The sequence below is a fragment of the Thiocystis violacea genome, assembly GCF_016583565.1.
GTDB classification, from domain to species: domain Bacteria; phylum Pseudomonadota; class Gammaproteobacteria; order Chromatiales; family Chromatiaceae; genus Thiorhodococcus; species Thiorhodococcus violaceus_A.
Window position 1 is genome coordinate 1 of the sequence record NZ_NRRF01000007.1, and the last position, 21521, is coordinate 21521.

Consider the following 21521-nt stretch of genomic DNA (forward strand, 5'->3'; position numbering starts at 1 on the left):
CGCTTGTCCGGTTCTGAGAGGGGCCGGGTCGCAACTTGGACCACGGGCGAGATCATGTGGCACCGCCAGGAAACTAGGCGGCAAACAGAGAACACAAACGTCGCCCTACCGTCCGGGGAGTGCCCGGTCTACTCAAAACCCCGCTCTTCCGCTCTTCCGCGCTCTTCCCGCTCTTCCTGTCTTCCTGCGCTCTTCCTGAGCCCGCGTGACCCCGTGACCTTGTGCCACTTATAGTCTGTAGACCTATTGTCATCATGGCATAGATAATTCCTGGATGAAAGACCCCAAAGCACTCCTTGGTGAAAATATAAAGAAACACCGCCTTGAAAGAAATCTTTCTCAAGAGCAGTTAGCTGATCTTTGCTCACTGCACAGAACTTATGTTGGCTCCATTGAGAGAGGCGAAAGGAACGTTAGCTTGGAGAACATTGTTCTTATTTCCAAAGCGTTAGGAATAAGCCCTTCAATCCTTCTTCAAGGAATTAGTTAGTGATGAGCGACTCCCCGTATTCGGGAAAGGATAAGTCAGATTGGGCATCAATCACAGAACAACTCATAAAAGACCACCCGTTAGACGAAAACTCTCTTGTAGAGATGATTCTTAATGCCTGGAACAACATCTTTGAAACATCGATTGGGCGACACAATCTTAAAATTGGCGATCACATATTTCCAAAGCCCCAAGTTATCGGTGCGCTAATGCACGAACTAATTCCAGCGGAGATGGCTGCAACCTACCCGAAAGAATGGAGAGGTGAAAAAGATGCTGGTGACAAAGATATTGTTTATATTCCCAATGATTACTACTCGATAGAACTGAAAACGTCTTCCAATCCGAGCCGAATATTTGGTAATAGAAGTTATGCGCAAAAACCGACGCAAGGCAAAAAAGGGAAAGATGGTTTTTATATCGCCGTAAACTTCGAAAAATTCTCAAAAACCAACACTAAACCCGAGATTTTAGTAATACGCTTTGGTTGGCTTGATCATACAGACTGGAGAGGGCAAAAGGCCGAGTCCGGGCAGCAATCGAGTTTAGCACCGGAAACCTACGATCTTAAATTCAAAACGCTTTACCTAAAAAGCTAATGCGGTTTGTGCTTCACTAGCCTCTTTATCAGCCAAGTAGCTTTCAATTCGACTCTCAGCATAACCGATATATTTTTCTTCCAACTCGAAACCAATAACGAAGCGATTATTTCTTAGAGCGCATTCTGCTGTACTCCCCGATCCCATAAAAGGATCAAGTATCACATCACCAGCGTTGCTAGAGGATTTGAGCATTCTCTCAACCAAAGCCGTTGGGAATTGGGCCGGATGTGGGGTGCGTTCTACAGAGGAGCGGTTTTTACCTGACGTTACTTTGGTTATTTGCCAAACATCTGTAGGGTTTTTTCCGAGCGGATTGCACTTCAATTTCCCATTCTTTTTTTGGTTTGGATATTTGACATTTGGATCGCGAACATCGTCCAAATTGAACGTATAGTTATTCGGATCTTTAACATACCAAAGTAGTTTTTCGTTTCTTGGAGAGAAACGCTTTCTACATGCAACCCCCGCTGCATAGTTCCAAACTACTTCCTGTAGCAAGTAAAATGGTGTTCTATCCCACAGCAGATAAGGGATGGGTACAGCCAAGCCTTTCCCTTCCACTTCAAAATATCCAACATTTAGCCAAAATGTGCCATCTGGACAAGTGATTCGATGAATCTCACCTATCCAGTTTTCGCACCAATTAAGATAGTCGTTTATATGGGCAAGATCCTCGTATTCCTTGCCAATATTGTATGGAGGCGAGGTGATGGTAGCATTGATGATTCCTTCAGGAAGCTCTTTCATTCCTTCCAGACAATCACGTTTGTATATGGCTACGCCATCAGTTTCAAATGATGGCGCTCCCAATATGGACCTAATTCGATTGAAGTTTTCAGCACTCATGATGCTACTTATAGTATTCATCATCGGGCGGAGTGTCAACGTAAGATTCTCTCGAACGAGGCTTCAGAGAGGAGCGGGGGTCTTCCCTTTTGCCCTCTTGACATCCGCTGCTTGAACGATCTTGCTCACGCGCGAGTAGTGGATGCCGAAGAAGTCTCCAATGTCCTGCAGCGTATAGCTCCCGCTGCGATAATCGGCGACGATGGCCGCGTTGCGCCGCGGGTCGTCGCGGACATACTCGGGTAACGGCTTGGGGGGAGGCCGGTGCTTTGACCGCGGCACCTCGCGCAGGTCGCGGTTCTTCGGTAACTGTTGCCGCAGAGACTCCACGAAGCTGTCCGAGCCGAGGAATTCTTTGCTCCCAGGGTGCAGGTTGACACTTTCCTTCCGCGACGAATCGAGCGTAATGCGCGACGGCTTCCTGCCGGCGCTCGCGTGGTAGAACAGGCGTGGGCCTGCTACTCGAACCCATACCGAAATTCCCCCGCCTCGACGCCGATCTCCACCCGTGCGATCGGCTTGCCTTCCATCATGCGCGTCAGGAATTCCTCGCTGATTCGGGGTAGGACGGTGTTGGTCAGGATGGCGTCGATCATGCGCCCGCCGCTTTCCAGCTCGGTGCAGCGGGAGGCGATGAGCTTGACGACGGCGTCATCGTAGGTGAAGGGCACCCGATGATTCTCCTGCACCCGTTTGGCGATCCGCCCGAGCTGCAGCCGGGCGATGGCGCCGATCATCTCGTCGTTGAGCGGGTAGTAGGGGATGGTGACCAGCCGGCCGAGCAGGGCGGGCGGGAAGACCTTGAGCAGCGGTTCGCGCAGCGCCTTGGCGATGTCATCGGGCTCCGGCATCAGCTCGGGGTCGCTGCACAGGCGCATGATCAGCTCGGTGCCGACGTTGGTGGTGAGCAGGATGAGGCAGTGCTTGAAGTCGATGACGCGCCCCTCGCCGTCTTCCATCCAGCCCTTGTCGAAGACCTGGAAGAAGATCTCGTGCACGTCCGGATGGGCCTTCTCGACCTCGTCGAGCAGCACGACCGAGTAGGGCCTGCGCCGCACGGCCTCGGTGAGGACGCCGCCCTCGCCGTAGCCGACGTAGCCGGGCGGGGCGCCCTTCAGGGTGGAGACGGTGTGGGCCTCTTGGTACTCGCTCATGTTGATGGTGATGACATTCTGCTCGCCGCCGTAGAGGGTTTCGGCCAGGGCGAGCGCGGTCTCGGTCTTGCCGACGCCTGAGCTGCCGGCGAGCAGGAAGACGCCGATGGGTTTGTTGGGGTTGTCGAGCTTGGCGCGGGAGGTCTGGATGCGCCGGGCGATCATGTCGAGCGCATGGCGCTGGCCGATGATGCGCTGCTCCAAGGTGTCCGCCAGCTTGAGGATGGATTCCAGCTCGTTCTTGACCATGCGGCCGACCGGGATCCCGGTCCAGCTCTCGACCACGGCGGCGACGGCCTGGTGGTCGACGGTGGGGAGGATCAGGGGATGTTCGCCCTGCAGGCCGTGGAGCTGGGCCTGTAGCTCCTTGAGCTGGGTCAGCAGGGCGTCGCGATCGGCCTCGGGCATGGGTTCGGGCGGCGTGGTGGACTCGGCCTGGTCGGCGGTCTGGACCTGGGTCGTCTCGGCCGCGGCGTCGGCGGCCTCCTCCAGCTCGGTCGCCGTCCCCTCGACCTTGCCTGTCTTGCCCCGCAGTTGGCCGCGGATCTGGAGGATCTGCTCGACCAGCGCCTTCTCCTGCTCCCAGCGGGCTTCGACCTCGGTGAGACGGGTCTGCTCGGTCGCCAGCTTCTCGGACGCGGCGGCTTCACGCTCGGCCGTGTCGATGCCGACGACCGTTTCGCGCCCGATGATGGCCAGCTCGTTCTCCAGCGCGCCGATGCGCTTGCGGCAGTCGTCGACCTCGGGCGGGACGGCGTGCTGGCTGATGGCGACCCGCGCGGAGGCAGTGTCGAGCAGGCTGACGGACTTGTCCGGGAGCTGACGCGCCGGGATGTAGCGGTGCGACAGCCGCACCGATGCCTCCAGCGCCTCGTCCAGGATCTGCACCCGATGATGCCGCTCCATGGTCGAGGCGACGCCGCGCATCATGAGGATGGCCTTCTCCTCGCTCGGCTCGCCGATCTGCACGACCTGGAAGCGACGGGTCAGCGCCGGGTCCTTCTCGATGTGCTTCTTGTACTCGGCCCAAGTGGTCGCGGCGACGGTGCGCAGGGTGCCGCGCGCGAGCGCCGGCTTGAGCAGGTTGGCCGCGTCGCCGGTGCCGGCCGCGCCGCCCGCGCCGACCAGGGTGTGGGCCTCGTCGATGAAGAGGATGATGGGCTTCTGCGACGCCTGGACCTCCTCGATGACCGAGCGCAGACGCTGCTCGAACTCGCCCTTCATGCTGGCGCCGGCCTGGAGCAGGCCGACGTCCAGGGTGCGCAGGGTGACGTCCTTGAGCGGAGGCGGGACGTCGCCGGCGACGATCTTGAGCGCGAAGCCCTCGACCACGGCCGTCTTGCCCACGCCCGCCTCGCCGGTGAGGATGGGGTTGTTCTGGCGCCGCCGCATGAGGATGTCGACGATCTGGCGGATCTCGGCATCGCGCCCGACGATGGGGTCCAGCTTGCCGGTGCGCGCCTGTTCGGTGAGGTCGACCGTGAAGCGTTTGAGCGCATCCTGCTTGCCCATGGAGGCGGGGGCGATGGCGTCGCTCGCCTCGCCCGGTGCCGCCCCGCCGCCGACCTGCGAGCCGTCCTGGGCTGCCATGGCGTCTTCCGGCGAGCCGCCGACGATCTCGCCGAAGCGGTCGCACAGGGTCTCCAGCTTGATCTTGTCGAATTCCTTGGAGATGGCGGGCAGGGCGTTCTTGAGTCCAGGCGTCTTGAGGATGCCGACGACCAGGTGCCCGGTGCGCACCTGGGACTCCTTGAACATGAGGCTGCCGTAGACCCAGCCGCGTTCGACCGCCTCTTCCACATGCGCGGAGAGGTCCGAGATCGAGGTCGCGCCGGCCGGCAGCCGGTCCAGTGACTCGGTGACGTCTTTCACCAGCCGGGCCGGGTCGATCCCGAACGCCTTGATGATGCGGTGCAGGTCCGAGTCCTGGAGTTGCAGGATCTGATGGATCCAATGCACCAGCTCGACGTAGGGATTTCCGCGCAGCTTGCAGAAGACCGTGGCGCTCTCGATGGCCTTGTAGCCGATGCGGTTGAGCTTGCCGAATAGGGCGACGCGACTGATGTCGGGCATGGTGGGTTCCTCTCAGTTGTTCTCGGACTGCGCCCGCTCAAAGGCGTTTGGCGCATGCGCGCGGTCTTGTCGCTCCAGAGGGAGCCGCTTACGCTCCTCGGTTTTTGTTGCGTACGAAAATACGTACGCCTACGCTGTGGGGTATCACAGACTCCTTCGGGGACGACGACATGGATTCCATGAGCTACTCGGCATTCAGGGCGCATCTGGCGGGCACGCTCGACAAGGTCAACGACGATCACAAGCCGGTCTTGATCACGCGCCAGAACGGCAAGCCCGCGGTCGTCATGAGCCTGGAGGATTTCCAGTCCTATGAAGAGACGGCGTACCTGATGAGCAGCCCCAAGAACGCCGAGCGCCTCAGCCGCGCCATTGCCGATGTCGAGGCCGGCCATCTGAGCCAGCACGATCTCATCGACCCATGATCCTTTCCTGGGCGGAAGCCGCCTGGGAGGACTACCTCTATTGGCAGCAGACGGACCGCAAGACGCTCAAGCGCATTAAGACGCTCAAGCGTATCAATACGCTGATCAAAGACATCCAACGCCAGCCGTTCTCCGGACTTGGTGACCCCGAGCCGCTGAGGCACAACTGGTCCGGCTATTGGTCGCGGCGTATCGACCGCGAGCACCGGCTTGTCTACAAGGTGACTGAATCGGCGCTGATCATCGTCCAGTGTCGCTATCACTATTGATCTCTTTCGCTGGCTTTCGCGGCGCTCCGAGCCTTGCTGGGTTGTGGTTCATGCCGCCCGCTTGGTTGGTGGGAGCGGCGCCTCGCCGCGATCCCGCGCCCCGTCGCGCCGGGGCGGCGCTCCCACGTTGTCGCGCGCCTTACGCCGTCGCGGTCAGGAACCGCAGCGGCTGCAGCTTCAAATCATCCGGATCCTTCTCAGGTGTCCCGCTGGTCGCCCAGGTCGTCCAGCCGAGCTGGCTCTGGCCACCGAGCTGCATGGGCGGCGTCTCCTCGCGGCGCAGGATGAGATTCAGTTCCCAATCCAGTTCGTCCCCCAGATAGTTCCGGACGATGGCGACGAGTCTGGCGAGGCTTTCGCCGCCCGGCAGCAGGCGGCGGTAGTCGTCCAGGCCCAGCGGTCCGAGTTGGATGCGGAACTTGTATTGCCGGTCCCAGATCCGTGAGCCGACGATGGTGGTCAGGCCCAGACGGCCGGTTTCGCGCGAGCCGCCGAGCTTCCATTGGGAGTCTTCCGGCAGGTTGAGCCAGTGTCCGATGAATTCCTCGATGCGCGCCGGCAGGCCGAAGAAGTCCGCGATGATGGCCGTCAAGCCCTCCGGGTGCCGGCTCTGGGCGACCAGACGACCGGCGTAGTGGAGCTTGGCCAGGTCCGGCATGGCGTCGCGCGCGCGGAAGGCCGGCATGCCCTGGCCGAAGAGGGCGGCCAGGTAGACGGCGAAGCGGTCGGTCTCCGGGCGGTCGAAGCTGACGGTCGGGCGCCCGTTCGCCCAGGCGCGATAGAAGAGCGCCAGCATGCGGTGATGGAAGATGTCGGCGAAGCGCGCGAAGGTCGGGTCGCCGATGTTGCGCTCGCGCTCGCGGGCGTACTCGCTCAGATGTAGCGGCAGCGGACCGTTGGGGCCGAAGAGGCCGAGAAAGTAGACCGACAGGCGCGGCGGGCGTCCGGCCTTGTCCGGCTTGAAGCTCGCGAGGGTGGAGGGCGCGAAGCTGAGCGAGGGATCCTGCGCGAGGCGCACGGGCTCCTCGGTCGGACGCGATGTCTGACCGATGCGCGGATGGTCGCGATAGGCGCTTTCCAGCTGGCGCAGCGCCTGGAAGAAGCCGAACCCATGGGGCGACTCCTGCAGCGCCCGCAGCAGGGCTAGCTGGTCTGACGTCGGCCGATTCTCGCTGGCCACCGCATGACCTCGCCGTCGTCTGGCGTGTTGATGACTGTCTCCGTGAAGGAATTGATGGAGACGTATTTCGCGAAGAACTGCTCCAGCACGGCGCCGAGCAGGAAGACACCGCTGCCCTCGAAGGCGCTGGAGTCCATCGTCAGCGTCACCTGCAGACCTCTGGCGTAGGTGACGCGGCCGGGATCCGGCAGTCGGCGCGTGATCGGGCTCGTTTGCACGCTCCGCACGCCATCGACCTGGCGCCGTGTGGCGGCGTCCGCCAGATCGCTGTAGAGGGCAAGCAGCTCGCGCAGCGCGTTGGCGCCTTGCTCCGCGTCCTGGTTGCTGAGCGAGAGATAGTTGAGTGACAGGTGGCTGATGAGCCGCCAGGCACTGTCGCCCTTCGGGAACGACGGTCGTGGTTTGGTCGGACCGGCAACGCAGCGGATGGATTGCACCGGCGCGCTGATCTCCAGGGAGAAGTCCGTGTTGCCCTTGCCGAGCGGCAGCTGCAGCGGCAGGTCGCGGTTGGTGCAAAGGGTGCCGATGGCGAGCTGCCGCAGGCTGTGCCGGTAGGGCGCCTCGTCCGCGTCGACCAGGCTGACGAAGACCTCGCTGCCGATATAGCTGGAGCGCGGCCCGCGCAGCTGCTGCTGGGTGGAGGGGACGCGCGGCTCGCGATGGATGCTGTAGTAGGCGCGATGGGCGCGTCCGCCGACGATGTCCTGCGAGGTGTAGAAGGGTAGGAAGGTCTGCTCCGGGTCCGTGTGGGCGCCGATGCCGACGACCTCCTTGATGCCGAAGATCTCATAGTCCAGCGGCCGGGTGCGGTCCGGGATGACGTGGTGTTCATGGCCCCGGTTGCTCAGATGGACGCGGTCGGCGCGCTTGGGGAAGAGGTTGATGGCCGGCGTGCAGTAGAGCGCGAAGTAGGAGGCGTCGAAGGCGTCCTCGTCGAGCAGGCCGCTCTGATCGAGCAGCACGATGATGTCCAGCTGAGACTCGGCGCAGCGTTTGACCGAGTCGCCGAGGTCCGTGAAGTCGACAAAGAGGTAGCGGTCCGGGAAGGCGAAGTATTCCTGGAGCAGACGGTAGCCCTGGAACGACTGAGGCCCATAGGGCAGCAGCGCTTCGTGATCGTCGAAACCGACCCGTCGGATGCTGCCCGGCTCCAGGCGCGTCTGCCATTCGGGCTCGCTCTTGCTGGGTCGGACCACGACCGCCAGTGCGTGGCCCAGCAGCTCTTCGTAGAGGCGCATGCGCAGACCGTCGCCGCCGCGCAGGAAGAGGCGCAGACGCTCCAGCGGCAGTGCGTTGAAGGGAACGCCCGTGGCGCGAAAGCGAAAGCGGATCCCAGCCTTGACCCCTTTGACGCCCTGGGCGCCGACGGCCAGGGCCGCGGGGGTGTTGAGCGGCTTGGCCTCGATCAGCTCGATCGGCCAGAGCGTCAGGTCGCTCGCCGTGCGGTATTCGCAGGCGGTGCGCTCGCCCTTGCCGAGGATGCTGCGCAGGCTGGTGTCGCGCGGGACCTCGAAACCCTTGGCCAGGTCGCCCTTGGACAGGTCCGGCTGGAGCTGGACCACGGTCATGGAGGGGACGGGGGCGAGGTAGTGCGGATAGACCATTTCCAGCAGGTGCTGGGTGAAGCTCGGGAACTCGGCGTCGAGCTTCAGCTGGACCCGCGCGGCCAGGAAGGCGAAGCCCTCCAGCAGGCGCTCGACGTAGGGGTCCGCGCACTCGAAGCCGTCCATGCCGAGACGGCCGGCGATCTTGGGGTAGTCGCGCGCGAACTCGGCGCCCATCTCGCGGATGAACTGCAGCTCGCGGTTGTAGTAGCGCAGGAAATCGGGATCCATTTTAGTGCGGCGGTCCTGACTGCTCGGTCACCTGCACGTCGCCGAGATCCAGGTCCAGCTCGGTCTTGAGATAGATCCGGAGGGGGACGGGCTGCGCCCACAGCTCGCCCTCGATATCGAAGGTGAGCGCGTTGTGGGTCATGCGCTCGGGGTCGACGCGCGCGTGGACCTTCACGGTCTGGCGCAGGATACGCGGCTCGAAGTCCCAGATGGCCTGGCGGACGGCGCGCTCGATGACGGTGATGTCCACCCCGGATGAGGTGAGCCCGGCCATGTCCGGGATGCCGTAGTTCAAGACGGAATGCGCCACCCAGGGGTAGTCGTCGAGATCCTGCACGCTGTCCAGCCGCCCGGCGTTGAGCAGCCAGGCCAGGTCGCGCAGGACGCTCTCGCGCAACTGCCGCATGGAGAGGACGCGCTTCTCGCGCGACTCCTGCTGTTTGTCGGGCTCATCGTCGGTGAGGCGATCCAGGAGCGCAGGCTGCAGACGCTCCTTCTGCGTGAGCTCAGCCACCGGCGGAATCTGCCTCGTTGTCCGGGTCGTCCGCGCCTTCGGCGTGGGTGTCGAGATCGATACGGCGAACGTCCATGAGAGAGAAGTCGCCCGCATCCGTGGTCAGCATCCGCTGGCCGAGCCCCAGGTAGGTGCCGGGTGTGGGCTCCAGCCATTCGGTCTTGCGGGACAGGCGGATCTGCTCGTCCGCGCTGGACTCGGAGCCTGGATAACGTGTCGGGATCAGGCCGACGGATTCGCCGCCATTGGCCCAGGTGAAGTAGGCCGGCATCCAGACGACATCGCGCAGGTCGGCCGGGGCCTCGATCTGGATGGTCCGGATGCGATGGAATGGGATCCAGTAATAGCGGCCCTCGACCACGGCCTCCAGGATGGGGCCGAGGCGGGGGTCGGCGTCCGCGATCCAGGCGAACGCCTGGTCGTCGATCATGCCGCTGGTGGCCGGCGCCGCGGCGAAGGCCTCGTCGCGAAGCCGCGCCGCTTCGCCAAGCTGCCCCGCCGCCGTGCGCTGTAGCGATTCGAGCACCAGCGCCAGCCAGTGCTCCGGATCGCCGAAGATCAACGGGGATCGTTTGCCCGCGAAGATGGCGGCGCGCAGGTTTTCGCAGCGAATGGCTTCGCGATAGGTCTGCACCATGGACAGGGCCGCCGGATCCATCTGGCCCGAGACCTCCAGCTGATTGAGCGCCCGCTCCCAGTCGCCCTGCACGGCCAGCAGTTGGAAGAGGAAGATCCGGTGCCTGGGGTTGGCCGCGTCCTTGCGGACGGCCTGTTTGAGTTCGGCCAGCGCATCGTCCAGCCGGCCCTCGGCGAGCAGTTGCTCCGCGGACATGGCGTGCTCCCCCTGGCTCAGGTCGGTTTGCCCGTCTTGAGGTCGAAGCCCTTGTCCGTGGCCTCGGTCTGGGTACCGCCGGCGTCGAACTGGGTGTACTTCTGGATGATCTTGGTGAAGCTGACCATGAAGCTCTCCATCGGCCGCTCCCCGCCGCTCGAGAGCGAGTAGGAGGAGATGATCGGCTCGTAGAGTTCGTACTTCATGTAGACCTGGTCCGCGCCCTCGCCACCGGTCTGGATGAAGTGCACCTCCGCCATGTCGCAGATCTTCTTGCCGTAGATGGACTGGGCGAAGATCTCGTTGGAGGCGATGTCGGCGTCCTTGGAGCAAGCCACCTCGCTGAAGTTTGGGGTGCTGGTCTCGCGGTCCTTGCCCGAGCCGCTGACGGTGATGGTGCGCGCCACTCCAAGCTGGATGGAGGTCAGATTGATCCAGTCCTCATGGCCGGATTGCTGCGCGTCGCCTTTGATGATGCCGCCGAAGTCGATAAGGATCATGGTGAGCTCCTCAATTGTCAGTTGGCAGTTGTCAGTTGTCAGTGGACAGTTGTCAGGCTTATTTCTTGCCTGACGGCAGTTTGGAGACCAGGCGCAGGGAGACCGTCAGGCCCTCCAGCTGGTAGTGCGGACGCAGGAAGAACTTGGAGCTGTAGTAGCCCGGATTGCCCTCGACCTCCTCGACGACGACCTCCGCGCCGGCCAGCGGTCGCCTGGCCTTGTCCGACTCCGTGGCGGTCGCGGGATTGTTGAGCACGTACTTGCCGATCCAGTTGTTGAGCCAGGTCTCCATGTCGGCGCGCTCCTTGAAGGAACCGATCTTGTCGCGGACGATGCACTTCAGATAATGCGCGAAGCGGCAGGTCGCGAAGAGATAGGGCAGGCGCGCCGAGAGGTTGGCGTTGGCCGTGGCGTCTGGGTCGTCGTACTCGAAGGGCTTCTGCAGCGACTGGGCGCCGATGAAGGCCGCGAAGTCCGAGTTCTTCTTGTGGATGAGCGGCATGAAGCCGTTCTTCGCCAGCTCCGCCTCGCGGCGGTCGCTGATGGCGATCTCGGTCGGGCACTTCATGTCCACGCCGCCGTCGTCGGTCGGGAAGGTGTGGGTCGGCAGACCTTCCACCGCGCCGCCGGACTCGATGCCGCGGATGCGCGAGCACCAGCCGTAATACTTGAAGGAGCGGGTGATATTGGTCGCCATGGCGTAGGCCGAGTTGGCCCAGGTGTACTTGTTGTGGTCCGCGCCCTCGGTGTCTTCCTCGAAGTCGAACTCGTCGACGGGGTTGGTCTTGGCGCCATAGGGCAGGCGCGAGAGGAAGCGCGGCATGGCCAGGCCGATGTAGCGCGCGTCGTCCGATTCGCGTAGCGAGCGCCAGGCGGCGTACTCGGGGGTCTGGAAGATCTTGGTCAGGTCGCGCGGATTGGCCAGCTCGCGCCAGGAGTCCATCTGCATGACGGCGGGATCGGCCCCCGCGATAAAGGGCGCGTGCATGGCGGCGCAGACCTTGGAGATCTCGCCCAGGCACTCGACATCCGGCGGGCTGTGGTCGAAGTGGTAGTCGCCGACCAGGCAGCCGAAGGGCTCGCCGCCGAACTGGCCGTATTCTTCCTCGTACATCTTCTTGAACAGCGGGCTCTGATCCCAGGCCGTGCCCTTGTACTTCTTCAGGGTCTTGTGGACCTCTTTTTTGGAGATGTTCATGACGCGGATCTTGAGCATCTCGTCCGTTTCGGTGTTGTTCACCAGGTAGTGCAGGCCGCGCCAGGCGCCTTCCAGTTGCTGGAAGTCCTCGTGGTGGAGGATGAGATTGACCTGCTCCGTGAGCTTTTTGTCGATCTCGGCGACGATGGACTCGATGGTGCGGAGCACGTCCGTGGAGACGACCACGGTGCCGGCCAGCGCCTGCTCGGCCAGCGTCTTGACGGCCTCGGTCACGGCCTCCTTGGCGCGCTCGGACTTGGGTCGGAACTCCTTCTCCAGCAGGGCGCTGAAGTCGCCGGCTTCCAGGGCTTCGCCGGCGGCTTCCGGCTGGACTTGGGTGTCTGCTTCGGCCATGGTCAAGCCTCCGTCTTCGCAGATTCGTCAGCGGCGTCGGGTGCGTCCGCATCGCCCTTGGGCTTGGGGGCGGAGGCCAGCGCCTGCAGCAGCGCGGGATCCTGCAACGCCTTGGCGATGAGTTCTTCCGCACCGGACTTGCCGTCCATGTAGCTCATGAGGTTAGAGAGCTGCTCGCGCGCCTCCAGCAGCTTGCCGAGCGCGCCGACCTTGCGGGCCACGGCCGCCGGGGAGAAGTCGTCCATGCTCTCGAAGGTGATATCGACGCTCATGTTGCCTTCGCCCGTCAGCGTGTTGGGAACCTGGAAGGCGACACGTGGCTTCATCGCCTTGAGTCGATCGTCGAAGTTGTCGACGTCGATCTCGAGAAACTTGCGGTCGGCAACGGCGGGCAGGGGATCCGCGGGCTTGCCGGAGAGGTCGGATATGACGCCCATGATGAAGGGGAGTTGGATCTTCTTCTCCGCGCCGTAGAGCTCGACGTCGTATTCGATCTGGACCCGTGGTGCGCGATTTCTGGCTATGAATTTCTGGCTGCTTTCCGCCATGGGAGTCCCCCTCGTTGGCTGGTCTCAGGTCAGGGGTCTGGGGAAACGTCGCTTGACGCCTTACCCCGGCCCCCTAGTTGTCGGATTGTGGGCCGCGAATCACCTGCGCTTGCGAGAGGCCGTCCGGGGCCAGGTCTTCCAGGATCTCCAGAAAATCCTTGGAGACCAGTCGTTTCGCTCGAACCAGCAGCAGAGGGATGGGGCTGGAGGGCTCCTGGCGACGGTAGTAGTCGATCAGGAGGTCCAGGGCTCGCACCACGTCTGCACGGTTGTTGATCGCGCCCAGGTTGGCATTAGCAATCGCCTTGCCAGATGTGGCTCGATCCTCCGTTTCGGCCCCGGTTCCGGTCTCCGCGCATTCCCCGTCTTCCGCGTCAGGCGCGATGCCCGCCCGCTCCGTCAGCGGCTTGAGCACGGCCTTGCGCGCGGTCTGAATGAGTTCGCTCAGTGGCTCGAGATCCGGGGCCGCGTCGATACCGACGCGCTCGGCGAACTGGGTCTCGATGACGCCGGTGAGCGCGAGCGCACCCTCGATCGAGGCCATTGTGGCCTGCAGTCGGTCCAGATCGACCTCCTGGAAGGCGGCCTCGATCAACTGTAGCTCGGGAATTGGGGCCTTGCCGTCCTTCGGGGCCGGCAGCTCTTTGTTCGCGATCTGCAGATCCCGCAGGCTGAAGCGGCCGATCCCGCGCGCGTCGACCAGGGGTGCGGAGCGCAGGCCCTCGAGGGTCGACTCGGCGTCGGCGAGCGTGATGATGGTGTTGACGCGCAGCGTCGGGTCGTTGTCGTCGTCGGGATCGAGTTGGGGGTGCAGGCTCTCCCAGTGCTGTTCGACCAATCCCGTGATGAGCATGAGCCCTTCATGGAAACCGCTCCAGCCATGGGTGTGGGCGAGGGCACGCGCGAGATGCGTCGCGACCCTTAGATCCTTGGTTCTGGCCAGGAGGTCGACGGCTTGGCGTTCGACCTCGGCCCAATCGGGCTCCTCGGCCGGGATGATGGTGTCGCCGAACTGCTGCTCGGGTTTGCCTTCGGTGGCGCGTTCCAGCGCGCCGTAGGCCGGGTCGTATTCGAGGTTGTCGCCGCAGGGGGCGTCGGGAGAGATCACCGCGAGCAAGCCTTGGATGTCGATCAAAGCCGTACTCCTGTGCATCGTCGGGGTCCGAGCAGGGGCTTCGCCAGGGAGCGCCTGCGCAGGACCGCTGCTGCGCGAACGGGTTGCCGCCTGGCACAAAGTATAGGCCACTGAATGCTTGGCTGGTGGCGACAGTCCGCGATTGGTCTCGCGTTGGGCATTCGCTACGCACAGGACGGAAGACGCCGCGGTCAATAACCTTCTGTGATACTCGGGATAAGCTGAGGCATTCCGATCTTGCTGTCAATGGCCGTCAATTCGCGTTCGCTTGCGGCCTATCCCTGGGCCGTTCGTAGGCCGGGCCAACCTGAGCCGATCGGCTCGAAATGGCTGGTCCGGCGTCTGTTGAGTGCGGCCTGCCGTCTTCGGTTGTTATTGAAAATCAAGCGATTGATGACTTGGCATGGGTTCTGTAATGGGTGAGTTACCAGAGACGTGAATGGGACGATGAGTCAGAACCCGTTGAGTCAGAACCCATTGGGCGCACTCGGAGAACCCTGAACGCAACGACATCCGACCTAGGAGTTCACCATGATCCTTATCGACTTCGGCGGCATCATCAAAGGCGACGCGCAGCAATCCGGCCATGAGGACTGGATCAACCTGACCTCCATCCAGCTTGGCGTGGCGCGCACCATCACCGTCAGCGGCTCGGGCAAGGACCGCGAGACCAGTACCCCAAACTTCAGCGAGGTGGCTTGCTCCAAGGACGCCGACATCGCCTCCAACGAGATCTTCGCCCAGTCCATCTACGGCAAGAAGATCTGCGACATGGCGGAGGTGCACTTCATCCAGACCGGTGGCGAGGGCGCCGATCAGGTCTACATGAAGTACGAGCTCTACGAGCCGATCATCTCCTCCTACTCGCTCTCGAGCGGCGGGGAGCGGCCGATGGAGAGCTTCATGGTCAGCTTCACCAAGATCGTCCAGAAGTACACCCAGTTCGACGCCGGCGGCACCCAGACCGAGGCGACCGACAAGGGCTTCGACCTCAAGACGGGTAAACCGACTTAAGGGGCGGACTGGATGACCCGAGGCTGATGCCTTGCGACCTGGCGAGCCGGATGCCGATCCGCTCGGTATCCGGTGACGCAGGTCGACCCTTTCTTGGCAAGTGGGCTTGGCCGCGGAGTGCGGCGGAAGGGGCAGGGAGTCGATTCGCTTCAAGATTTTCGAGGTCCATGCGGGTTTCCGCTGCGCCGAGAGCAACATGCAATGCACTTGATCTTGGATTGTCTACTCTGTCTTCTATGCGTCTCCGCGGTCTTTTTTGTCTACGCGATCATCAGACCCGCTGAAATCGCGTACTCTCGGAGATCATCCGACCAGGGATTATCCGACCAGCGCCCATCCGACGCAGACACCGAGGAGCATCCGTCATGCCGTCCGGTTCGGAATACAGTCAAAACGCCAGGCTGATCGGGCTCACCACCCCGCTGGGCGAGGATGTCCTCCTGCTGCGCGGCATGGTGGCGCAAGAGCGGTTGAGCGCCCTCTTCGAATTCGAGCTCGACCTCCTGAGCGAGAACGATCAGATCTCCGCCGCGGACCTCCTGGGGCAACCCGCGACGATCCGGCTCGAGATGCAGGACCAGACCCCGCGTTTCTTCAACGGTGTCGTCAGCCGCCTGTCCCATGTCGGTTTCGAGGGCAGGCTGGCGCGGTATCAGGTGACGCTGGTGCCTTGGTTGTGGCTGCTCACCCGCACCTCGGACTGCCGCATCTTTCAGGAGATGACGGCGCCGGACATCATCAAGCAGGTCTTTCGGGATGCCGGTTTCACGGACTTCGACGATCGCCTGAGCGCGCAGTACCGCACCTGGGAATACTGCGTCCAGTATCGCGAAACCCACTTCAACTTCGTGAGCCGCCTCATGGAGCAGGAGGGGATGTACTGGTATTTCACGCACGAGGACGGCAAGCACACCCTGGTCATGGCGGACGGCTACAGCGCGCACCAGAGCGTGCCGGGGTATGCCGAGATTCCCTACCATGCCGCGGATATGGCCGCCGAGCGCGACGAGGATTTCATCTTCGAGTGGTCGATCTCCGCCGCGGTGCGCCCTGGCGCCTTCGTGCATGACGCCTTCGATTTCAAGAAGCCGAGTTCGGAGCTGCGCACCTCCTCGGCGATGGCGCGCGAGCATCTGCACGCCGACCACGAGATCTATGACTACCCCGGCGAGTATGTCGCGGTCGGCGAGGGCGAGCGCTATGCCGGCGTGCGCATGGAGGAGCTGCAATCCGACCGCGAGGTCGCCTACGGGCAGAGCTTCGCGCGCGGCCTGTCCGTCGGCTACCTCTTTCGCCTGAACGACTATCCGCGGGCCGATCAGAACCGCGAGCACCTGGTCATCTCCGCCAAGCATGAATTGCAGGGCGACGAGTTTCAGACCTCGGGTGCCGCGAGCAGCGGCATCCTCTATCGCTCCAGCTTCACCGCGATGGACGCCAGGGAGCCTTTTCGGTCCTTGCGTCTGACGCCGAAGCCCGTCGTCCAGGGACCACAGACCGCGACCGTGGTGGGACCCTCGGGCGAGGAGATCTGGACCGATGAGTACGGCCGCATCAAGGTCCAATTCCACTGGGACAGGTACGGGAAGATGGACGAGAACAGCTCCTGCTGGATCCGCGTCTCCCAACTCTGGGCCGGTGGCAAGTGGGGCGCGATGCACATCCCGCGCATCGGGCAGGAGGTCATCGTCGACTTCCTCGAAGGCGATCCGAACCAGCCGATCGTGACCGGGCGCGTCTACAACGCCGATCAGCCCGTGCCCTACGAGCTGCCCAAGTACGCGCGCTACTCGACCATCCGCTCCCACACCACCAAGCAGGGGACGGTGAGCGATTTCAACGAGCTGCGTTTCGACGACCTCAAGGACAAGGAGCAGGTGTTCCTGCATGCGCAGCGGCGGATGGACGTGCGCGTGAAGCGCAACAAGTACGAGACCGTTCAGGGGGCGAGCAACACCCAGATCGGCGGCGGGCACGTGCTGACCATCGGCAAGTCCTTCGATCTCCACGTGAAGGAGGACGTCTATGCGCGCACCGACGGGGAGATCGATCTTGGCACGGGCGGCGATCTGCTGGTGGATATCGGCGGCGCAGCCAAGATCCACGTCTCCCAGACGGTCGAGCAGAACGCCACCAGCATCCTGCTCGAGGGCAGCCGCCACGTCACCCTCAAGTGCGGCGGTTCCTTCGTCAAGGTCGCGCCGGACGGGATCACCATCCAGGGACCCATGATCCGCGTCAATTGCGGCGGCAGCACGCCAGGCGCCGCGAGCTTCGACATGACGGATCCGCTGGATGCGGCCGGTGCCGATACCGGTGTCCCCGGCTATGTCGACAACCTCCCGCGCGGTGGCGGCGGCGGTCGCCGCACCCGCCATGTCAGCCCGGAGCGTGCGCGCGCCATCACCCGCAACGCGGACGGCTCGGTCAACTACGGTGGTTCTGGGATTCGGATCTCGGGCTCCGACAGCTTCGTGAACAGCACGGTCGCCACCCTGGATTCGCTCGACGGCACCCAGACCGGGCATCAACTGATCGACAACCTGCAGGGCAACGGCCATGTCGCCTCCATCGAGGAGAACGCCGCCGCGTCCGCCGCCGGGGGCGGTGGCATGACGACCATGACCTCCGCCAACGGCTTCCCCTCCGGCACCAGCGTCAACATGGGGAGCGCGGGCGTCCAGACCTCGGACGGTTCCGGCTCCGACAGCGTGGTCAACTGGCAGCCGGGGGCCAATACGCAGTACACGGACGCCGCCGGCAATACCCACACGCAGCCGGATGAGGCGCTCCTGGGACATGAGCTCAACCATGCCGACCACAACGCGCGTGGCGTCAACGGTTCGGCGACGCCGGATCCGGCGGATCCGACGGGAAATCAGGAGGAATCGCGCACCATCGGTCTCAACGATCACGCCGATGAGCCGGTGAGTGAGAACAACATCCTGCGTGACATGGGTGAAGACTGGAGGCGAACGGATCATGACACGACCGCGCGGACCGTCCCCTGATCGATGGAGATCCCGGTTAGGCCCGGCCCAACTGGCCGGCCTGCTCCTGATGCAGCTTTGCGGAGGATTGACGATGACTGAGAGTGCGCTCGCCGTGGAGCTCCAGGCGCAAGTGAACAAGCAGACGGCGACCGAATTGACCCTGGCCTACGAGCTTCGCAATAGCACCGGATCGCGGATCTTCGTTTTCGACCATCTGCTGTATTTCGACGCCAAGGGCGCGACCCGGCGCGCGGATACTGGCGCCTATGTCTTTCAGGACGGCGGCGGCGTGGCACGGGTCGTGCGCGGCTTCATCGCGCCGCCCATGTTCATGTCCGTCGCGCGCCGCCCACCGATCGTGGCGTCCGCCATCAACCCCGGCTGGGCGAGTGCCGGGGTCATCAAGCTGGCGCTGCCGCTCGCGGAGGCCAACGCCTACTTCCCGCCGCAGGTCTGTGATCCCGCCTCGGCGCGGCCCATCACGCGGCTGCGGGTCCAGATCGGCTGGGTCGAGGAGCGCGAGGGGGTCAAGACCGGCCCCTTCGAGATCGACCACAAGTCGCTCGTTCGGCTGATCGGCGGCTGGGGCTCGCCCCTGCAGCGGACCGCGCAGATCGATGTCCTGGTGACCGGGATCAGGCTCTGCCCCTATGTCGGGCAGTTCGATCGTCCGCAACTGCAACACTGAGAGGAGACGCCGATGCCGCAAGGTCCAGCCGCGCGTTTGACGGATTCGGTCGCGCACCCCTTGCCGCCCGTGCTGACGGGAGGCCCCGGGAGCCCGAACGTCCTCATCGGCATGCGCCCGGCCTGGCGCGGCCTGCCGCTCGCCGCGGTGGCCGCGCTGCAGGCCGCGAAAGCGACCGCGGATGCGGCGATCCAGACGGCCCAGGCCGCCACGGTGGCCGCGGCCGGCACGCCGGGCGCGCCGGCCGCCTATGCGGCCGAGCAAGCCGCCAAGGGCGCCGCTCTATCGGCCATGAGCGCCGCCATCACGGCCGCGGCGGCGGGAGGAACCGATATCCACGCCTGCGCGACGCCCTCGCCGGTGCCACCGCACGGGCCGGGTGTCGTGATCAACGGCTCGGCGAGCGTCCAGATCAACAATCTGCCCGCCTGCAGGCTCGGTGATACCTTGCTGGAGGCCATCGGTCCGCCCAACACCATCACCAGCGGCGAGATGACGGTCATCATCGGCGGGTGAGGCGGACAGGCGCATGAGGTCTCTGCCATGACAGATCAGAACAAGGGTGCGGTGGCCGGGCGTCTTCCGGGGTCCATTGGCGTCCGTCCGGCGACCAGTGCGCGCACCGCCGCCTCGCCATCGCCCGCGCTCCTGGAGCAGCTCCACCACTACCGCTATCCCGTCCGCCGGCGGTTGCAGTGCTGTTTCTTCTGGACCAGCAACGCCCTCAAGAACAACGCGCCGGCCTATGTGGCGGCGGCGAACGCCCGGCTCGACGAGCACAACCTGGTGCTCGATATCTGTCCCGGTGTCGAGAAGACGGCCGCGCACACCGTGACATTCAACGAGTTGGTCAATACCTCGCACGAGGAGGAGCTGCGCAATCTGGTGCACAAGGCGCACGATCATGAGGGCCGTATCCCCGTCATCTTCTGCCGCTTCGCCGGGGCGCTCGGCGGCGACTCGGACACCCTGGGATACCTGGTGCGGCTGGAGAATTGGCTGCCCTTCATTCTGATCAATGCGGACAAGGATTCCGCGGACGGGGTGACCCTGCTGCACGAAATCGGCCATGCCTCCGGCTGTGGTCACGAGCAGTCGGCCAAGGGGGATCTCTATCCGAACTTCATGAGCTACCCGCCGCCGCCGCGCACGGGCATTCTGCGCAAGCAGGTGATCCGGCTAGCGCGCAGCTATTTCGCCCGCGATGCGTGACGCGCACGCGAGCCAGTGTGCTGGGCGCTAAAGGATACGGCTGTCCTGGTGCGGGGAAGCGCGGGAGAATGGCGCTGCGTGGTTTCGGCGCGATGCGTCTCTCGGACGGCACGCATCGGGGCCTTCTCGAACTCCGGACGAGCCGCGGCGGCGCGCCCGGAGTCAAACGACTGTTGGAGACTCACTGATGCTCATCGATCGCTCTCGTCCTTTGCATCCAGCTGCGCCCGCGCCTCGCGCTCGGTGGCGAACCCTCTGTTTCTGCGGCGGCGTGCTCTCCCTGCCAGGCACGCTGTTGGCGCAACCGGCGATCCCCGTCGGTCCAGACAATGCTGGACCCGTCGCGCCTCTGGTGTCCTCCTACGACGACGCCTTGAGTCTCACGACCGTCAATGGGGCTATTGCGGGCGAGGCGATTCTGGCCACCTGTGTGACCGGACGCAACGCCGACGGAACCGCGCGTAATCAGAAGTTCCAGGACGACTGCGATCTCATCGTCGGCGGTGCCTCTCAGGACGAGATGGGCAGCGCGGTGGCGCTCGAGCAGTTGGCCGCCGATCAGATCAATGCACAGAATTCGGCGGCGGTGCGCGCCGCAGGCGTCGGTGTCGCCATGGTGCAGAACCGCCTGCAGCGGATCAGACTGGCGGAGCGCGCTGGCGATGAGGATCCCTTCATGATCGCCTCGCGGGGCGTGCTGTCCACGGCATCGGGCGGGGCTGCCAGCGCGGACCTCGCGGCGGGTCCCTTCGGCGGCTTCTTCAACTACGAGTACGCGGGCGGCGATGAGGACCAAACGGCCTATCAGCCGGGCTACGACTTCTCGCGCTGGTCCCTGGCGGCGGGCATGGACTATCGCGTCAATGAGCGCCTCGTCAGCGGCCTGGCCGTGCGCTATTCCAACGAGGACGCGAACTTCGACAGCAATCGCGGCGAGCTAACCGGGGATTCCTGGGGGCTCCTGGGCTATGCCTCCTATTTCCTGCCGAGCGGCCTCTTCATCGACGGCTCGATCGGCTACGCCAACACGGGCTATGAGCTGGAGCGCCGCATCGATTACAGCATCGCCGGGAGCACGGCGCATCAACTCGCGAAATCGGACCCGGACGCGGATGTCTGGAATCTGAGTCTCGGTGCCGGCTACGACCTCTTTCTCAACCCCTTCACCCTCACCCCCGCGCTGCGCCTGAGCTATGTCGAGAACAGTGTCGACGGCTATCGCGAGACCATGTCCGACCCGACGGGCGTCGGCGGCGCGATGGCCCTGGCTGTCGATTCCCACACCTACGATTCCCTGACCTCCAACCTCGGCGTGCAGATCTCGCGGGCCATCAGCACCGAATCCGGCATTCTCCTGCCCCAACTGCGGATTGGCTGGATCCACGAATTCCAGAACGACCAGACGCGCGTGGGTGCGACCTTCGTCAACGACATCAACCAGCAGCCGCTCTACGTCCTGACCGACAAGCCGGACCACGACTACTTCGACCTGGGGCTTGGGCTGTCCGGCCAATTCTCCAACGGACGCTCGGCGTTCATCGCCTACAACACGCTGCTCGGCTACGAGGACGTGAACTATCACGCGATCACCGCTGGTGTGCGCTTGGAGTTCTGAGACGGGGGTGTGCAATGCCGTGGGCGGGCGAGCCGATGGTGCTC

Annotated in this window: 21 protein-coding genes; 10 read left to right on the forward strand and 11 right to left on the reverse strand. The window is 63.6% G+C overall.

Features of this window, described 5'->3' with window-relative positions; genetic code table 11:
• Window positions 1–274 precede the first annotated feature (274 nt).
• The gene (locus CKO23_RS04500; protein WP_200328567.1) at window positions 275–490 is read left to right on the forward strand and encodes a helix-turn-helix domain-containing protein; all 216 of its coding nucleotides are present in this window, start codon (window positions 275–277) and stop codon (window positions 488–490) included.
• Window positions 491–492: 2 nt separating this feature from the next.
• Window positions 493–1089 (forward strand): ScaI family restriction endonuclease, encoded by a 597-nt coding sequence (locus CKO23_RS04505; RefSeq protein ID WP_200328568.1) that lies wholly within the window; start codon window positions 493–495, stop codon window positions 1087–1089.
• On the opposite strand, the gene CKO23_RS04510 is transcribed toward CKO23_RS04505, so the two are convergent.
• The 3 genes from CKO23_RS04510 to tssH form a co-directional block, all read right to left on the reverse strand.
• Complete coding sequence (locus tag CKO23_RS04510) at window positions 1078–1938, reverse strand: DNA-methyltransferase (RefSeq protein ID WP_200328569.1); 861 nt, start codon at window positions 1936–1938, stop codon at window positions 1078–1080. The genes CKO23_RS04505 and CKO23_RS04510 overlap by 12 nt on opposite strands.
• A gap of 63 nt (window positions 1939–2001) precedes the next feature.
• A complete protein-coding gene (locus CKO23_RS04515) occupies window positions 2002–2268 on the reverse strand; it encodes a hypothetical protein (RefSeq protein WP_200328570.1) in 267 nt (88 codons plus the stop codon).
• 128 nt (window positions 2269–2396) lie between these two features.
• The gene (gene tssH, locus CKO23_RS04520; RefSeq protein WP_200328571.1) at window positions 2397–5165 is read right to left on the reverse strand and encodes a type VI secretion system ATPase TssH; all 2769 of its coding nucleotides are present in this window, start codon (window positions 5163–5165) and stop codon (window positions 2397–2399) included.
• Between the two features lie 179 nt (window positions 5166–5344).
• Between tssH and CKO23_RS04525 the strand changes: the two genes are divergently transcribed.
• The gene (locus tag CKO23_RS04525) at window positions 5345–5590 is read left to right on the forward strand and encodes a type II toxin-antitoxin system Phd/YefM family antitoxin (protein ID WP_200328572.1); all 246 of its coding nucleotides are present in this window, start codon (window positions 5345–5347) and stop codon (window positions 5588–5590) included.
• A complete protein-coding gene (locus CKO23_RS04530; RefSeq protein ID WP_200328573.1) occupies window positions 5587–5859 on the forward strand; it encodes a Txe/YoeB family addiction module toxin in 273 nt (90 codons plus the stop codon). Before CKO23_RS04525 ends, CKO23_RS04530 begins: the two co-directional genes overlap by 4 nt.
• A 139-nt stretch (window positions 5860–5998) precedes the next feature.
• Here the strand turns inward: CKO23_RS04530 and tssG are convergent, their stop codons facing one another.
• The 8 genes from tssG to tssA all read right to left on the reverse strand — a co-directional run bounded on the left by tssG (window position 5999) and on the right by tssA (window position 13955).
• On the reverse strand, window positions 5999–7039 hold the full coding sequence (tssG, locus tag CKO23_RS04535) for a type VI secretion system baseplate subunit TssG (protein WP_200328574.1): 1041 nt from the start codon (window positions 7037–7039) through the stop codon (window positions 5999–6001).
• Window positions 7003–8874, reverse strand: a complete 1872-nt coding sequence (tssF, locus tag CKO23_RS04540) for a type VI secretion system baseplate subunit TssF (RefSeq protein ID WP_200328575.1) — start codon at window positions 8872–8874, stop codon at window positions 7003–7005. The genes tssG and tssF overlap by 37 nt, the downstream gene beginning before the upstream one ends.
• Window position 8875: 1 nt before the next feature.
• Window positions 8876–9388 carry a type VI secretion system baseplate subunit TssE gene (gene tssE, locus CKO23_RS04545; RefSeq protein ID WP_346014565.1) on the reverse strand — a complete coding sequence of 171 codons (513 nt, stop codon included), beginning with the start codon at window positions 9386–9388 and terminating at the stop codon, window positions 8876–8878.
• Entirely contained in the window at window positions 9381–10220 is an 840-nt protein-coding gene (locus CKO23_RS04550) for a type VI secretion system accessory protein TagJ (RefSeq protein WP_200328577.1), read from the reverse strand. The genes tssE and CKO23_RS04550 overlap by 8 nt, the downstream gene beginning before the upstream one ends.
• Before the next feature lie 17 nt (window positions 10221–10237).
• Window positions 10238–10720, reverse strand: coding sequence for an Hcp family type VI secretion system effector (locus CKO23_RS04555; RefSeq protein WP_200328578.1), 483 nt, complete (start codon window positions 10718–10720; stop codon window positions 10238–10240).
• Window positions 10721–10778: 58 nt separating this feature from the next.
• Window positions 10779–12272: a type VI secretion system contractile sheath large subunit gene (tssC, locus tag CKO23_RS04560; protein WP_200328579.1), complete on the reverse strand. Its 1494-nt coding sequence runs from the start codon at window positions 12270–12272 to the stop codon at window positions 10779–10781.
• Between the two features lie 2 nt (window positions 12273–12274).
• Window positions 12275–12820, reverse strand: coding sequence for a type VI secretion system contractile sheath small subunit (gene tssB / locus CKO23_RS04565; RefSeq protein WP_200328580.1), 546 nt, complete (start codon window positions 12818–12820; stop codon window positions 12275–12277).
• Window positions 12821–12893: 73 nt separating this feature from the next.
• Window positions 12894–13955, reverse strand: a complete 1062-nt coding sequence (tssA, locus tag CKO23_RS04570; protein WP_200328581.1) for a type VI secretion system protein TssA — start codon at window positions 13953–13955, stop codon at window positions 12894–12896.
• 531 nt (window positions 13956–14486) lie between these two features.
• Between tssA and CKO23_RS04575 the strand changes: the two genes are divergently transcribed.
• The 6 genes from CKO23_RS04575 to CKO23_RS04600 all read left to right on the forward strand — a co-directional run bounded on the left by CKO23_RS04575 (window position 14487) and on the right by CKO23_RS04600 (window position 21477).
• Window positions 14487–14969 carry an Hcp family type VI secretion system effector gene (locus CKO23_RS04575; RefSeq protein ID WP_200328582.1) on the forward strand — a complete coding sequence of 161 codons (483 nt, stop codon included), beginning with the start codon at window positions 14487–14489 and terminating at the stop codon, window positions 14967–14969.
• A gap of 365 nt (window positions 14970–15334) precedes the next feature.
• Window positions 15335–17980 carry a type VI secretion system tip protein TssI/VgrG gene (gene tssI / locus CKO23_RS04580; protein ID WP_200328583.1) on the forward strand — a complete coding sequence of 882 codons (2646 nt, stop codon included), beginning with the start codon at window positions 15335–15337 and terminating at the stop codon, window positions 17978–17980.
• 73 nt (window positions 17981–18053) lie between these two features.
• A complete protein-coding gene (locus CKO23_RS04585) occupies window positions 18054–18650 on the forward strand; it encodes a hypothetical protein (protein WP_200328584.1) in 597 nt (198 codons plus the stop codon).
• Window positions 18651–18662: 12 nt separating this feature from the next.
• A complete protein-coding gene (locus tag CKO23_RS04590; RefSeq protein WP_200328585.1) occupies window positions 18663–19166 on the forward strand; it encodes a PAAR domain-containing protein in 504 nt (167 codons plus the stop codon).
• A 27-nt stretch (window positions 19167–19193) separates the two neighbouring features.
• Entirely contained in the window at window positions 19194–19862 is a 669-nt protein-coding gene (locus tag CKO23_RS04595; protein WP_200328586.1) for a hypothetical protein, read from the forward strand.
• Window positions 19863–20133: 271 nt separating this feature from the next.
• Window positions 20134–21477, forward strand: a complete 1344-nt coding sequence (locus tag CKO23_RS04600; protein WP_200328587.1) for an autotransporter domain-containing protein — start codon at window positions 20134–20136, stop codon at window positions 21475–21477.
• The last annotated feature ends 44 nt before the right edge of the window (window positions 21478–21521 follow it).

What these genes read in the sequence shown, in the direction of transcription:
- CKO23_RS04500 (WP_200328567.1), top strand. Translation starts at nt 275, where the DNA reads ATGAAAGACCCCAAAGCACTCCTTGGTGAAAATATAAAGAAACACCGC.
- CKO23_RS04505 (WP_200328568.1), top strand. Translation starts at nt 493, where the DNA reads ATGAGCGACTCCCCGTATTCGGGAAAGGATAAGTCAGATTGGGCATCA.
- CKO23_RS04510 (WP_200328569.1), bottom strand. Translation starts at nt 1,938, where the DNA reads ATGAGTGCTGAAAACTTCAATCGAATTAGGTCCATATTGGGAGCGCCA.
- tssH (WP_200328571.1), bottom strand. Translation starts at nt 5,165, where the DNA reads ATGCCCGACATCAGTCGCGTCGCCCTATTCGGCAAGCTCAACCGCATC.
- CKO23_RS04525 (WP_200328572.1), top strand. Translation starts at nt 5,345, where the DNA reads ATGAGCTACTCGGCATTCAGGGCGCATCTGGCGGGCACGCTCGACAAG.
- CKO23_RS04530 (WP_200328573.1), top strand. Translation starts at nt 5,587, where the DNA reads ATGATCCTTTCCTGGGCGGAAGCCGCCTGGGAGGACTACCTCTATTGG.
- tssF (WP_200328575.1), bottom strand. Translation starts at nt 8,874, where the DNA reads ATGGATCCCGATTTCCTGCGCTACTACAACCGCGAGCTGCAGTTCATC.
- CKO23_RS04550 (WP_200328577.1), bottom strand. Translation starts at nt 10,220, where the DNA reads ATGTCCGCGGAGCAACTGCTCGCCGAGGGCCGGCTGGACGATGCGCTG.
- CKO23_RS04555 (WP_200328578.1), bottom strand. Translation starts at nt 10,720, where the DNA reads ATGATCCTTATCGACTTCGGCGGCATCATCAAAGGCGACGCGCAGCAA.
- tssC (WP_200328579.1), bottom strand. Translation starts at nt 12,272, where the DNA reads ATGGCCGAAGCAGACACCCAAGTCCAGCCGGAAGCCGCCGGCGAAGCC.
- tssB (WP_200328580.1), bottom strand. Translation starts at nt 12,820, where the DNA reads ATGGCGGAAAGCAGCCAGAAATTCATAGCCAGAAATCGCGCACCACGG.
- CKO23_RS04575 (WP_200328582.1), top strand. Translation starts at nt 14,487, where the DNA reads ATGATCCTTATCGACTTCGGCGGCATCATCAAAGGCGACGCGCAGCAA.
- tssI (WP_200328583.1), top strand. Translation starts at nt 15,335, where the DNA reads ATGCCGTCCGGTTCGGAATACAGTCAAAACGCCAGGCTGATCGGGCTC.
- CKO23_RS04585 (WP_200328584.1), top strand. Translation starts at nt 18,054, where the DNA reads ATGACTGAGAGTGCGCTCGCCGTGGAGCTCCAGGCGCAAGTGAACAAG.
- CKO23_RS04590 (WP_200328585.1), top strand. Translation starts at nt 18,663, where the DNA reads ATGCCGCAAGGTCCAGCCGCGCGTTTGACGGATTCGGTCGCGCACCCC.
- CKO23_RS04595 (WP_200328586.1), top strand. Translation starts at nt 19,194, where the DNA reads ATGACAGATCAGAACAAGGGTGCGGTGGCCGGGCGTCTTCCGGGGTCC.